At 64.5% G+C, this 13784-nt stretch carries 13 protein-coding genes; 4 read left to right on the forward strand and 9 right to left on the reverse strand.

Features of this window, described 5'->3' with window-relative positions; all coding sequences use genetic code 11:
* Positions 1-149: 149 nt before the first annotated feature.
* The 8 genes from ppa to F3J45_RS14105 all read right to left on the reverse strand — a co-directional run bounded on the left by ppa (position 150) and on the right by F3J45_RS14105 (position 8506).
* Positions 150-677 (reverse strand): inorganic diphosphatase, encoded by a 528-nt coding sequence (gene ppa / locus F3J45_RS14070; RefSeq protein ID WP_003255365.1) that lies wholly within the window; start codon positions 675-677, stop codon positions 150-152.
* A 105-nt stretch (positions 678-782) separates the two neighbouring features.
* Positions 783-1598 carry a zinc-dependent peptidase gene (locus tag F3J45_RS14075; RefSeq protein ID WP_167063307.1) on the reverse strand — a complete coding sequence of 272 codons (816 nt, stop codon included), beginning with the start codon at positions 1596-1598 and terminating at the stop codon, positions 783-785.
* Positions 1599-1604: 6 nt separating this feature from the next.
* Complete coding sequence (locus tag F3J45_RS14080; protein ID WP_167063310.1) at positions 1605-2249, reverse strand: DedA family protein; 645 nt, start codon at positions 2247-2249, stop codon at positions 1605-1607.
* Between the two features lie 221 nt (positions 2250-2470).
* Complete coding sequence (locus tag F3J45_RS14085) at positions 2471-2929, reverse strand: GNAT family N-acetyltransferase (RefSeq protein ID WP_167063313.1); 459 nt, start codon at positions 2927-2929, stop codon at positions 2471-2473.
* Between the two features lie 112 nt (positions 2930-3041).
* Positions 3042-3866 (reverse strand): ethanolamine ammonia-lyase subunit EutC, encoded by an 825-nt coding sequence (eutC, locus tag F3J45_RS14090; RefSeq protein WP_167063316.1) that lies wholly within the window; start codon positions 3864-3866, stop codon positions 3042-3044.
* A gap of 9 nt (positions 3867-3875) precedes the next feature.
* Positions 3876-5270 carry an ethanolamine ammonia-lyase subunit EutB gene (locus F3J45_RS14095; RefSeq protein ID WP_167063319.1) on the reverse strand — a complete coding sequence of 465 codons (1395 nt, stop codon included), beginning with the start codon at positions 5268-5270 and terminating at the stop codon, positions 3876-3878.
* A 46-nt stretch (positions 5271-5316) separates the two neighbouring features.
* Positions 5317-6765, reverse strand: coding sequence for an ethanolamine permease (eat, locus tag F3J45_RS14100; protein WP_167063322.1), 1449 nt, complete (start codon positions 6763-6765; stop codon positions 5317-5319).
* Positions 6766-6985: 220 nt separating this feature from the next.
* A complete protein-coding gene (locus F3J45_RS14105) occupies positions 6986-8506 on the reverse strand; it encodes an aldehyde dehydrogenase family protein (protein WP_167063325.1) in 1521 nt (506 codons plus the stop codon).
* A 256-nt stretch (positions 8507-8762) separates the two neighbouring features.
* Between F3J45_RS14105 and F3J45_RS14110 the strand changes: the two genes are divergently transcribed.
* From F3J45_RS14110 to F3J45_RS14125, 4 genes are all read left to right on the forward strand, one after another.
* Positions 8763-10715 (forward strand): sigma-54-dependent Fis family transcriptional regulator, encoded by a 1953-nt coding sequence (locus F3J45_RS14110; protein WP_167063328.1) that lies wholly within the window; start codon positions 8763-8765, stop codon positions 10713-10715.
* 66 nt (positions 10716-10781) lie between these two features.
* A complete protein-coding gene (gene mpl, locus F3J45_RS14115) occupies positions 10782-12131 on the forward strand; it encodes a UDP-N-acetylmuramate:L-alanyl-gamma-D-glutamyl-meso-diaminopimelate ligase (RefSeq protein WP_167063331.1) in 1350 nt (449 codons plus the stop codon).
* A complete protein-coding gene (ubiX, locus tag F3J45_RS14120; protein WP_167063334.1) occupies positions 12128-12757 on the forward strand; it encodes a flavin prenyltransferase UbiX in 630 nt (209 codons plus the stop codon). Before mpl ends, ubiX begins: the two co-directional genes overlap by 4 nt.
* Positions 12754-13041, forward strand: coding sequence for a YceK/YidQ family lipoprotein (locus tag F3J45_RS14125; protein WP_167063337.1), 288 nt, complete (start codon positions 12754-12756; stop codon positions 13039-13041). The genes ubiX and F3J45_RS14125 overlap by 4 nt, the downstream gene beginning before the upstream one ends.
* A gap of 78 nt (positions 13042-13119) precedes the next feature.
* On the opposite strand, the gene F3J45_RS14130 is transcribed toward F3J45_RS14125, so the two are convergent.
* On the reverse strand, positions 13120-13764 hold the full coding sequence (locus tag F3J45_RS14130) for an oxidoreductase (RefSeq protein ID WP_167063340.1): 645 nt from the start codon (positions 13762-13764) through the stop codon (positions 13120-13122).
* Positions 13765-13784 lie beyond the last annotated feature (20 nt).

The raw sequence follows: 13784 nt of genomic DNA on the forward strand, positions 1-13784 counted from the left end.
CAGGGGTATCAACCCAATGTTGACGCAGGCTGTAGGAAAACGCCCAAGATGTAGGAGGCTGGTGTAGGACGCCGTAGGAATTTTTACCTTTTACCTGCAAAACGCCCATAAAAAACCCCGCCGTAGCGGGGTTTTCCTGCAAAACGGTATCAGCCTTTGTAGGCAGCAACCGATTTGGTGATCGCAGCGCGGGCGGCGTCAGCGCCTTCCCAGCCTTCGATCTTGACCCACTTGCCCTTCTCCAGATCCTTGTAGTTGGCGAAGAAGTGCTCGATCTGCTGGATCAGCAGGGCTGGCAGGTCGGTGTATTCCTTCACGTCGACATACAGCTGGCTCAGCTTGTCGTGAGGAACGGCGATGACCTTGGCGTCGCCGCCGCCGTCGTCGGTCATGTTCAGCACGCCAACTGGGCGCGCGCGGATCACCGAGCCAGGGGCAACCGGGTACGGGGTGACGACCAGCACGTCGAGCGGATCACCGTCGTCGGCCAGGGTGTTCGGGATGAAGCCGTAGTTGGCCGGGTAGAACATCGGGGTGGCCATGAAGCGGTCGACGAACAGGGTGTCGCTGTCTTTGTCGATTTCGTATTTGATCGGCGCGTGGTTGGCCGGGATCTCGATGGCGACGTAGATGTCGTTCGGCAGGTCTTTGCCCGCCGGAATCTTGCTGTAGCTCATTGGGCAGTGCCCCCGTGTTTGATCAAAAAAGTGGCGGCGATTATAGGCACATTCCGCCAGGCCATGCCACGCCTGGCCTGATCTGCGGCGTGAGTGGCGGGCGCATCAGGCGTGGCTTTCACGGTACTCCGGGTGCTCGGCCTGCAACTGCTCAAGGCGCGCCAGCGGGTCTTGCCGGTAGAACAGCGACAGCTGCTGGTACACCTGTGGATACGCCTGGTGCAGCAGGTCGGGGGCGCTGAAAAAGTACTCGCTGGTGACGGCGAAGAACTCCGCCGGGTTTTCCGCGGCGTACGGGTCGATGGCGGTTTGCGCGTCGGGGTCGGCGTCGAGCTGGCGGTTGAGGTCATCGAAGGCCTGTTGCATGGCCGCCGCCCAGTCTTCCACACGCATGCCTGGGTGCAACGGCGGCAGGCCGTTGGCGTCGCCGTTGAGCATGTCCAGCTTGTGCGCCAGTTCGTGAATCACCAGGTTGTAGGCTTCCCACCCGCCGCTGGCCAGTACCCCGGCCCAGGCCAGGATCACCGGGCCTTGTTGCCAGGCCTCGCCACTGTGCTCGGCGTCCCACACATGCTCCACGCCGCTGGCGTCGCGGTGGCGCTGCGGGCTCTTGAAGTCGTCGGGGTAGAGGATGATCTCGTGGAAACCCTGGTACCAGTTCAGCTCGCCCAGGTGCAGCAGCGGCAGCTGGGCCTGGGCGGCGAGGAACAGCCGCTGCTGGTCGTCCAGTTCCACCCCGGGCAGGGTGGTCAGGTGCTTGTCGAGCAGGAACAGGATGCAGGCCTCACGCAGCCACTGGTCTTCGGCGGCGCTGATGCCATCGAGCATGGGCAGGCGCTCGCGGATGGCCTGCCATTGCTGCGGCGCCACCGGGTAGCGCGCCAGGGTACGCTTGCGCCGCCAGGCGCTGAACGACCACATGCCCGGTCAGTGGGCCGCCGTGCGGCTGAAACGCCCGCGCAGCAGGCCGAGGATCATCGGTACCAGCGACAGCACGATGATGCCCACCACCATCAGCGACAGGTGCTGCTTGATGAACGGCACGTTGCCGAAGAAGTAGCCCAGGGTCACCAGGCCGCCGACCCACAGCAGGGAACCTGCCACGCTGAAGGTCAGGAAACGTGGGTAATGCATGTGGGCGATGCCGGCGACGAACGGTGCGAAGGTACGCAGGATCGGCAGGAAGCGCGCCATGGTCACGGTCTTGCCGCCATGGCGGTCATAGAACTCGTGGGTGCGCTGCAGGTAATCGCGGCGGAAGATCTTCGAATTGGGGTTGCTGAACAGTTTTTCCCCCGTGGTGCGGCCAATGATGTAGTTGGTGCTGTCGCCCAGGATGGCCGCTGCCATCAGCAGGCCCGCCAGCAGGACAGGGTCCATGCCGCCACCGGCGGCCACGGCGCCGGCAATGAACAGCAGCGAGTCGCCCGGCAGGAACGGCATCACCACCAGGCCGGTTTCGCAGAAGATCACGGCGAAGAGGATGGCGTAGATCCAGGGGCCGTAGTTGGTGACCAGCAGATCGAGGTAGGTATCGAGATGCAGGATTAAGTCCAGCGGGTTGAATTCCATGTACAGCACCTGTGTTCTGACCCGCCGATACGGGCACGCAATGACGGGCTATGCCCTGGGTGTTGGCATCATTTCCTGGCGTGGGGGTAAAAATTCACACGCGACAGAGGGGCATTATACGGCGAAGTGGAAAACCTGCCCGGTGAGTTTGTAGCGGGGGGTTACCGCATGAGCCTGCACCAGCCTCTTCGCGGGCTTGCCCGCGAAGAGGCCGGTGCAGGTCACTCGTGGCTGATCGGCAATACGTAGTTTTCGAACTCGGTGTCCTTGCGGAAGCCGATCGACTCGTAGGTCTTGCGCGCCACCTCGTTGTTGGCGGTGGTCGATACCCGCATGCGCACGGCCTGGGTTTCCCGGGCCATCTTCTTGGCTTCACGCATCAAGTGGTCGGCCACCAGCATGCGCCGCGAGTCCTCGGCGACGAAGATGTCGTTGAGAATCCAGACCCGTTTGAGCGAAAGCGAGGAAAAACTCGGGTACAGCTGGCAAAAGCCAAGCAACTTGCGCTCATCGTCCAGGGCTATGGCCAGGTAGATCACCGATTCGCCACGCTTGAGGCGCTTTTCCAGGAAGGCGCGTGAGCTGTCTGGGTAGGGAAGCTCACCATAGAACTCGCGATAGCGGACGAACAGCGGGGTGAGCAGGTCGAGGTGTTCCAGGGTTGCCTTGATAATGCGCATGTGCGGCCCTCAGAGTCCATTTGGGGAAACAGCGGATTGCCAGCGGTTCTACAGGGGGGAATCCTGCCCCAATGCTGGCCTTCTGCGCAATCCGCCTTCCGTGACAGCTTGTTTACCCTTCACCAAGCAGGAAATTGCCGCGGGCACCTGCCGGTTGCTCGCTGGCGATACTGTGGACTTCGGCTTCATCCTTCAGGTTCACGCCCGACAGCTGCCGGCGGCAGGCTTCGCGCATCAGGTATAGCAGGCGGTGGGCGGCCATGCCGTAACTCAGGCCCTCCAGACGAATATTGGAAATGCAGTTGCGGTAGGCGTCGGTCAGGCCAACTTTCGGCGCATAGGTGAAGTAAAGGCCCAGGCTGTCGGGTGAACTGAGGCCTGGGCGCTCACCGATCAGTATCACGGTCATGCGTGCCCCCAGCAGTTCACCCACTTCATCGGCCACCGCCACCCGGCCTTGCTCCACCAGCACCACCGGCGCGCTGCGCCAGCCATCGGCGCTGGCCTGCTCCTCGAAGCGCGCCAGGAACGGCAGGGTATGACGGTGCACGGCCAGGGCCGAAAGGCCGTCGGCGACCACGATGGCCAGGTCGACGCCCCCGGGGTTGGCCTGGGCATGCTGGCGCAGCGTGGCGGCGGAGTCGTCGCTCAGGCGCCGGCCCAGGTCTGGGCGCTGCAGGTATTGGTGGCGATCGCTGGCGGCGCTGTGCAGTACCAGGCTGTCACGGCCGCGTGCCGTGAGCTGTTCGCACAGCGCCGCGTGGTCGAAGGCCAGGTGTACGGCATCGCGGGCCTGGGCATGGGCGAACTGGAAATCCAGTTGTGCGGCGGTGGGCAGGCTGGTGCCGCAGCGGCCCAGGGCGATACGCGCCGGGGTCAGGTCGCGCAGGGCCAGCCAGGGGCTTTGCGGGTGCGAGGTGGGCGTACGGTGTGCCATGGTCAGCTCCTATGCCAACTGCGCCAGGGCCTGGCGGAACGCCGGCGGCAGGTTGTCGCCAAAGCGCACGCGGCCATCGGCCTGGGTGAAGATGCCGGTGCGCTGCAGCCAGGCCTCGAATTCCGGCCCGGGCTTGAGGCCCAGGGTCTGGCGCGCATACAGCGCGTCGTGGAACGAGGTGGTCTGGTAGTTGAGCATGATGTCGTCCGAGCCCGGAATGCCCATGATGAAGTTGATCCCGGCCACGCCCAGCAGGGTCAGCAGGGTGTCCATGTCGTCCTGGTCGGCTTCGGCGTGGTTGGTGTAGCAGATGTCGCAGCCCATCGGCACACCGAGCAGCTTGCCGCAGAAATGGTCCTCCAGGCCTGCGCGGATGATCTGCTTGCCGTTGTACAGGTATTCCGGGCCAATGAAACCGACCACGGTGTTGACCAGGAACGGCTTGAAGTGGCGGGCCACGGCGTAGGCGCGGGTTTCGCAGGTTTGCTGGTCGACACCGTGGTGGGCATTGGCCGACAGGGCGCTGCCCTGGCCGGTTTCGAAATACATCAGGTTCTGCCCCAGGGTGCCGCGCTTGAGCGACAGGCCGGCTTCGTAGCCTTCCTGCAATACATTGAGGTTGATGCCGAACCCGGCGTTGGCTGCCTCGGTACCGGCAATCGACTGGAACACCAGGTCCAGCGGCACGCCGCGGTTGATGGCCTCGATCGAGGTGGTGACGTGGGTCAGCACACAGGCCTGGGTGGGGATGTCGTAGCGCTGGATGATGGCGTCGAGCATTTCCAGCAGGGCACAGATCGAGGCGATGCTGTCGGTGGCCGGGTTGATGCCGATCATGGCATCGCCGTTGCCGTACAGCAGGCCGTCGAGGATGCTGGCGGCGATACCGGCCGGCTCGTCGGTGGGGTGGTTGGGCTGCAGCCGGGTCGACAGCCGCCCGCGCAGGCCCATGGTGCCGCGAAAGCGTGTGACCACGCGGATCTTCTGCGCCACCAGCACCAGGTCTTGCACGCGCATGATCTTCGATACCGCGGCGGCCATTTCCGGGGTCAGGCCGGGGGCCAGGGCGCGCAGGCTGTCCTCATTGGCCTCATCGCCCAGCAGCCAGTCACGCAGGCCGCCAACGGTCAGGTGGCTGACCGGGGCGAAGGCCTGGGCATCGTGGGTGTCGACGATCAGCCGGGTGATCTCGTCCTGTTCGTAGGGGATAAGCGCTTCATTGAGAAAGTGCTTCAGGGGGATGTCGGCCAGCGCCATCTGCGCGGCCACCCGCTCGCCGTCGTTGGCCGCGGCGACCCCGGCCAGGAAGTCGCCGGAACGGGCCGGGCTGGCCTTGGCCATCACGTCCTTGAGGCTGTCGAAGCGGTAGACCAGCTGGCCTACCGTGTGTACGAAAGCTGTCATACAGAATCTCCAGGGCCGCGGGCTGGCCCGCGGCAGGTGGCGGCAATCAGTGCAAGGCTTGTTCGGCCTTCTGGATCGCGGCGAATTCCTCTTCCGGTGTGCCCGCCACCAGGTGGTGGCGGCTGTAGAACGCAAAGTAGGCGATCAGCACGGCGTAGATCACCGCTGCGCCAATCACCACCCGTGGGTCGACCAAGAAACCCGCGACCACGGCAATGCAGGCCAGCACCAGGGCCAGGCCCGAGGTGAAAATGCCGCCCGGGGTGCGGTAGGGGCGTTCCATCTTCGGCCGGCGAATGCGCAGGGTGATGTGCGCGGCCATCATCAGCACATAGGACAGTGTGGCACCGAATACCGCCACCAGGATCAGCAGGTCGCCCTGGCCGGTCAGCGACAGGGCAAAGCCGATGATCCCGGGAATCACCAAGGCCATGACCGGCGCCTTGCTCTTGTTGGTTTCCGAGAGTTTGCGCGGCAGGTAGCCGGCGCGCGACAGGGCGAAGATTTGCCGCGAATAGGCGTAGATGATCGAGAAGAAGCTGGCGATCAGGCCCGCCAGGCCAACCAGGTTGACGAAGCCGCCCATCCAGGTGGAACCGCCGTAGGCCTTGGCCAGTGCCTCGACCAGTGGGTTGCCCGAGGCTTTGAGCGCTTCGGAACCGGCGCCGCCGGGGCCGACAACGAGAATCAGCAGGGCAAAGGCCAGCAGCACCAGCATCGCGCCGATCAGCCCGCGTGGCAGGTCGCGCTTGGGGTTCTTGGTTTCCTCGGCCGCCAGTGGCACGCCTTCGACCGCCAGGAAGAACCAGATCGCGTAGGGAATCGCCGCCCACACCCCGACATAGCCGAACGGCAGGAAGCTGCTGGCACCCGCGGCGTTCGTCTGGGCGATGTCGAACAGGTTGGCTGCATCAAAATGGGGCACCATCGCCACCAGGAACACGGCCAGGGCGATGGCGGCGATGGCGGTAATGATGAACATCAGCTTCAGCGCCTCGCCGACGCCGAAAATGTGGATGCCGATGAACACCACGTAGAAGGCCAGGTAGATCATCCAGCCACCGATGCCGAACAGCGACTGGCAGTAGGCGCCGATGAACGTGGCGATGGCGGCGGGGGCGATGGCGTATTCGATGAGGATCGCCGTGCCGGTGAGGAAACCGCCCCAGGGCCCGAAGGCGCTACGGGCAAAGCCGTAGCCACCGCCGGCGGTGGGGATCATCGACGACAATTCAGCCAGCGAGAAGCACATGCACAGGTACATGGTGGCCATCAGCAAGGTGGCGAGGAACATGCCGCCCCAGCCGCCCTGGGCCAGGCCGAAGTTCCAACCGGCGTAGTCGCCGGAAATCACGTAGGCCACGCCCAGGCCCACCAGCAGCACCCAGCCGGCGGCGCCTTTTTTCAGTTCACGTTGCTGGAAATAGTCGGAACCGACCTTTTCGAAGTCGACGGAAGACCCTGCCGGCGCGCCGGCGGAATGATCGCTTGGCATAGTTTCACCTGTTCTTTTTCTTGGTGGCCGGAGGGGTTCCGGGCCGATGGTGATGGGTAGTGCAGGAAGCGGGCCAGGGCTGTAGGGGCTCTGGGTTGTGGTTTTGCAGGCCAGGCCTCATCGCGGGCAAGCCCGCTCCTACAGGGGTTACGCAATCCCCTTGTAGGAGCTGGCTTGCCTGCGATGGGCTGCAAGGCAGCCCCCGAGGCCCTGCCAGGATTTAGAAGAAGCCCAGCGGGTTGATGTCGTAGCTCACCAGCAGGTTCTTGGTCTGTTGGTAATGGTCGAGCATCATCTTGTGGGTTTCACGGCCAACCCCGGACTTCTTGTACCCGCCGAACGCGGCATGCGCCGGGTACAGGTGGTAGCAGTTGGTCCACACCCGGCCGGCCTTGATGCCACGGCCCATGCGGTAGGCGCGGTTGATGTCGCGGGTCCACACCCCGGCGCCCAGGCCGAACTCGGTGTCGTTGGCAATGGCCAGGGCTTCGGCTTCGTCCTTGAAGGTGGTGACGCTGACCACCGGGCCGAAGATTTCTTCCTGGAACACGCGCATGCGGTTGTTGCCCTTGAGCAGGGTGGGCTGGATGTAGTAACCGGTGGCCAGCGCCCCTTCGAGTTTTTCCACCTTGCCGCCGGTCAGCAGCTCGGCGCCTTCCTTCTGGGCGATGTCGAGGTAGGAGAGGATTTTCTCGAACTGCTGCTGCGAGGCCTGGGCGCCGACCATGGTGTCGGTGTCCAGCGGGTCGCCACGCTTGATCTGCAGCACCTTCTTCATCACCACTTCCATGAACTGCGAGTAGATCGACTCCTGCACCAGGGCGCGCGACGGGCAGGTGCACACCTCGCCCTGGTTGAAGAACGCCAGCACCATGCCTTCGGCGGCCTTGTCGATGAAGCTCGGCTCGGCCTGCATGATGTCTTCGAAGTACACGTTGGGCGACTTGCCGCCCAACTCGACGGTGGACGGAATGATGTTCTCGGCGGCGCACTTCATGATGTGCGAGCCCACCGGGGTGGAGCCGGTGAAGGCGATCTTGGCGATGCGCTTGCTGGTGGCCAGCGCTTCACCGGCCTCGCGGCCATAGCCCTGCACCACGTTCAGTACGCCTTTGGGCAGCAGGTCGCCAATCAGCTCGACCAGCACGCTGATGCCCAGCGGGGTTTGCTCGGCGGGCTTGAGCACCACGCAGTTGCCGGCGGCCAGGGCCGGGGCGAGCTTCCACGCGGCCATCAGGATCGGGAAGTTCCACGGAATGATCTGCCCAACCACACCCAGCGGTTCGTGGATGTGGTAGGCCACGGTGGTTTCGTTGATTTCGGCCGCGCCGCCTTCCTGGGCGCGGATGCAGCCGGCGAAGTAGCGGAAGTGGTCGACGGCCAGTGGAATGTCGGCGTTCAGGGTTTCGCGGATCGGCTTGCCGTTGTCCCAGGTTTCGGTGATGGCCAGCACTTCGAGGTTCTGCTCGATGCGGTCGGCGATGCGCAGCAGGACATTGGAGCGGTCCTGGACCGAGGTGCGGCCCCAGGCGTCGGCTGCGGCGTGGGCGGCATCCAGGGCCTTGTCGATGTCTTCGGCAGTGGAACGGGGGAATTCGGCAATCGGCTGGCCGTTCACCGGGGACGTATTGGTGAAGTATTCACCCTTTACCGGAGGAACGAACTCACCACCGATGTAGTTGCCGTAGCGGCTCTTGAAGGAAACCTTCGCGCCTTCGGTACCGGGATGTGCGTAACGCATGGTGTGTCTCCTGGCTGTTATGTTTGTTGAGGAGTTGAAAAGCGTAGAGCAAAGGTTGGGCCAGCGTGGTGCACGCCTGTGGAATCAATGGCTTAGGCCTCGTTGCGGGGCGCGCTGAAGGGCCTGTGTGCCAGCCCTGGCACGCCCTGGGTGACACTTTGTGCCGTTTGCGACACGTTGCAGGTGGCTGCATTGCAAAGGCTGCGCGGGTGGAGGATGCTGGGGGAAGTCTCTATCTGCGGAGAACAACAACACCATGCAGAGCAACCCCTTCAGCCGCCATGCCCAGCAGGTGCACACCGTGGCGCGTGGCCAGGCCGACAGTGACCCCTCGATTGCCCGCTCGTGGCTGCGTTGCCTGGACGACTATCACCTCGACCCTTCGGTCAGCGAGGCGCCGGTGGTGCTGGAGCATGGCCGCTTGCTGGAAAGCCGCGAGCGCCTGCGCCAGGTGCTGAAAATTGCCGACCACGAGATGAACAGCCTGCACCAGCAATTATCCGGTGCTGGCCACGCGGTGTTGCTGACCGACGCCCGTGGGGTGATTCTCAACTGTGTCACCGCCCCCAATGAACGGCGCAACTTCGAGCACGCCGGGCTATGGCTGGGTGCAGACTGGAGCGAGGCGCGCGAGGGCACCAATGGCATTGGCACCTGCCTGGTCGAGCGCCAGGCCCTGACCATTCACCAGAACGAGCACTTTCGTGGCCGCCACACCGGGCTGACGTGCTCGGCCAGCCCGGTGTTCGACCCCCACGGTGAGCTGCTGGCCGTGCTCGACGTGTCCTCGGCGCGGCCGGATGTGTCGCGCCAGAGCCAATTCCACACCATGGCGCTGGTCAACCTTTCGGCGAAAATGATCGAAAGCTGTTACTTCCTGCGCCATTTCGAGCAGCACTGGTTGTTGCGTTTTCACTTGCAGGCCGAATCGGTGGGCCTGTTCAGCGAAGGCTTGCTGGCGTTCGATGGCGATGGCCGGATCTGCGCCGCCAACCAAAGCGCGCTGAACCTGCTGGGCACCGTTCGTGGCGGTGTGCTGGGCAAACCGTTGGACAGGTTCTTTGCCTGCAGCCATGACGAACTGTTCAGCCGCGCCACCCCTGGCGGCAGCACTGCCTGGCCGCTGCGCACCCGTGATGGCCGCCAGGTGTTCGCCAGCCTGCGCGGGCAGGCCAGGGTGCCGGTGTGGTCAGTGCCGGGCAGCCTTGCCGAGGCCCGGGCACCGGCGCAGCCGGGCATTTGCCTGTTGGACCCGGCGCTGCAACAGGACTTTCACCGTGCGGTGAAGGTGTTCGAGCGTGACGTTCCGTTGCTGCTGCGCGGTGAAACCGGCTGCGGCAAGGAAGCATTCGCCCAAGCCGTGCACCGGGCCAGCCAGCGTAGCGCCAAGCCGTTCGTGGCGGTGAACTGCGCGTCGATACCCGAAAGCCTGATCGAGAGCGAGTTGTTCGGCTACCGCGGCGGCAGCTTCACTGGTGCGCGCAAGGAGGGCATGCGCGGCAAGTTGCTGCAGGCCGATGGTGGCACCTTGTTGCTCGACGAGATCGGCGACATGCCCCTGGCCCTGCAGACCCGCCTGTTGCGGGTGCTCGAAGAGCGCCAGGTGGTGCCCATCGGCGGCGAGGCCCAGGCGGTGGATGTGCGTATCGTCAGTGCCACCCACCGGGATTTGCTGGAGCGGGTGGAGCAGGGCAGTTTCCGTGAAGACCTGTACTACCGGCTCAATGGGCTGGAGGTGGCGCTGCCGGCGGTGCGTGAACGCACTGACAAGGAGGCGTTGCTGGATTTCCTGCTGCACCAGGAGGCGCACGGGCAGGGGGTTCGCCTGGCGCCCGAGGCACGGCAGGCACTGCTGGCGTTTGCCTGGCCGGGGAACGTGCGGCAGATGCGCAATGTGTTGCGTACCCTGGTGGCCCTGTGCGAAGACAACCTGATCCGCCTCCCTGACCTCCCCGCCATTGTAGGAGCGGGCTTGCCCCGCGAATGCGTCCAACCAGGTAATGAAGCTGTCGAGTCAGCCCCTTTCGCGGGGCAAGCCCGCTCCTACAAGGCAGGTGGTGAACTGCTGCAGGACGCCGAGCGCCAGGCGTTGATGGAAATACTGGAGGCAAAACACTGGCACCTGACCCGGGTCGCCGAGCACTTGGGCATCAGCCGCAATACCTTGTATCGAAAACTGCGCAAACACGGCATCGCCAGGGGCGCCTGAGCAAAACACCGGGTGCGAATTCCTGCGCCCTGGGCTACCCTGCCTCGAAGTTTTGCGAGGTCGACCATGCACATTCATATTCTCGGTATTTGCGGCACTTTCATGGGTTCGCTGGCGGTGCTGGCCAAGGAACTTGGCCACCGTGTCACCGGCTCCGACGCCAACGTCTACCCGCCCATGAGCACTCAGCTCCAGGCCCAGGGCATCGAGCTGACCCAGGGCTACGACCCGGCCCAGCTGGACCCGGCACCGGACCTGGTGGTGATCGGCAACGCCATGTCGCGGGGCAACCCAGCGGTGGAATATGTGCTGAACAAGGGCCTGCCCTATGTTTCCGGCCCGCAGTGGCTGGCCGACCATGTGCTGCAGGGCCGTTGGGTATTGGCCGTGGCCGGCACCCATGGCAAGACCACCACCAGCAGCATGCTCGCCTGGGTGCTGGAGCACGCTGGCATGAGCCCGGGCTTTTTGATTGGCGGTGTGCCACAGAACTTCTCGGTGTCGGCGCGCCTGGGCGGCACGCCGTTCTTCGTGGTCGAGGCCGATGAATATGACAGCGCCTTCTTCGACAAGCGTTCGAAGTTCGTGCACTACCACCCGCGCACGGCGATCCTCAACAACCTCGAATTCGATCACGCAGACATCTTCCCAGACCTGGCATCGATCGAGCGGCAATTCCACCACCTGGTGCGCACCATTCCAAGCGAAGGCCTGGTCATTCACCCCACCACCGAGCACGCCCTGGAGCGGGTTATCGGCATGGGTTGCTGGACCCCGGTACAGACCACTGGCGCCGGTGGCCAGTGGCAGGCGCGCCTGCTCAGTGACGACGGCTCGCGCTTCGAAGTGCTGTTCGAAGGTGAAGCCCAGGGCGTGGTGGACTGGGGCCTGACCGGCCAGCACAACGTCGCCAACGCCCTGGCCACCTTGGCCGCTGCCCGCCACGTGGGCGTGGTGCCAGCCATGGGCATCGAAGGCCTGAGCGCGTTCAAGAGCGTCAAGCGGCGCATGGAAAAGGTTGCCGAAGTGCAGGGCGTAACCATCTATGACGACTTCGCTCACCACCCGACCGCCATCGCCACCACCCTCGACGGCCTGCGCAAGCGCGTCGGCGAGGCGCCGGTCATCGCCATCATCGAGCCACGCTCCAACTCCATGAAGCTGGGTGCCCACCGTGATGGCTTGCCGGAAAGCGTCAACGATGCCGACCAGGTCATCTGGTATGCCCCGGCCAACCTCGGTTGGGACCTGGCCGCCACCGCGGCCCTGTGCAAGGTGCCAAGCGTGGTGGCCGACAGCCTCGAAGGCATCATCGAGCGGGTGAAAGGCCAGGCGCGCCCAGGCACCCATGTGGTGATCATGAGCAACGGCGGCTTCGGCGGCCTGCACGGCAAGCTGGCCGAGGCCCTGAAGTGAGCGGGCCAGAGCGCATCACCCTGGCCATGACGGGCGCCTCTGGCGCACAGTATGGCCTGCGCCTGCTCGACTGCCTGGTGCGCGAGGACCGTGAGGTGCACTTTCTGATCTCCAAGGCCGCGCAGTTGGTGATGTCCACCGAAACCGACGTGGTGCTGCCGGCCAAGCCCCAGGCGATGCAGGCATTTCTCACCGAATACACCGGTGCTGCCGATGGGCAGATCCGTGTGTACGGCAAGGAAGACTGGATGTCGCCGGTGGCTTCGGGTTCGGGTGCGCCAGCGGCAATGGTGGTGGTGCCGTGTTCCACGGGAACGCTGTCGGCCATCGCCACCGGCGCCTGCAACAACCTGATCGAGCGCGCCGCCGACGTTACCCTGAAGGAGCGTCGCCAGCTGATCCTGGTGCCGCGCGAGGCTCCGTTCTCGACCATTCACCTGGAGAACATGCTCAAGCTGTCGCAGATGGGGGCGGTGATACTGCCGGCGGCGCCGGGCTTCTACCACCAGCCGCAAACCATCGATGACCTGGTCGACTTCGTGGTGGCGCGGGTACTCAACCTGCTGAACATACCGCAGGACATGTTGCCGCGCTGGGGCGAGCATCATTACGGGGCGGATGATTGAAGCAGTTGCTGGCCGGGGCGCTGGCCATGCTGGTGCTTGGCGGGTGTGCCACGGTGCGCACCCTGGATGCCGGCAAGCCAGGGGCGCCACTGGTATATGCCGGAACGCGGCTGGACCTGTACGCGATCAATGGCGGGTGTTGCCCGAAGGATCACTTCGGGGCTGAGGCGCCAGCGTATCCGCGGCTGGATCTGCCTGGGAGCATGCTGCTCGATACCTTGCTGCTGCCGTTGTCCTTGCTGACGGCGGCCGGCGTTGGGTTCAACGCGCGGGGTGGTCTGTGAAGGCCCTATCGCAGGCAAGCCTGCTCCTACAGGGTGTAGGAGCAGGCTTGCCTGCGAAGAGGCCCTCACAAGCCGCCATCAATGCTTGCCCAGCTTGCGCAACTCATCCGACTCAACCACCCGCACCCCATCCTCTTCCTCCAGCGCCAAGCGCCACAGCGCCCGTGCCAGTGTGCAAGCCTCGATCCCCCGGTACCTACCCGGAATCAGCCTGGAAAACGGCGATGCCAACCGCTCGCCCAGCCGTGGCTCGGCCCGCTCACCCAGCAGCAGCGAAGGCCGGACGATGGTCAGCTGTGGCCAGTCCTGGGCCTTGAGCGCTTCTTCCATCTCGCCCTTGACCCGATTGTAGAAAATCGACGACTTGGGGTCGGCCCCAATCGCACTCACCACCAGCAGATGCCGCGCACCCATTTCCCGGGCACGCTTGCTGAACGCCACCACCATGTCCAGGTCGACCGCGCGGAAGGCCTGCTCCGATCCTGCCTGCTTGATCGTGGTGCCCAGGCAGCAATAGGCGATATCCACTCGCCCGGCCAGCTGAGGGAGGAACACCGCCGGGTCACCCACCGGGTTTTCCAGGTGCGGGTGCTCGGCCAGGGGCCGCCTGGTCGGCGCCAGCACGCGGCTGATGGTCGGCTCGTTGAGCAGGCGGTCGAGCAGGTGCTCGCCGGTCAGGCCGGTAGCGCCGGCAAGCAGGACATGCTGAGGCGTCAAATACATGATGTCTCTCCCTTGTTACA

The sequence above is a fragment of the Pantoea sp. Ap-967 genome (assembly GCF_011752565.1).
GTDB lineage: Bacteria > Pseudomonadota > Gammaproteobacteria > Pseudomonadales > Pseudomonadaceae > Aquipseudomonas.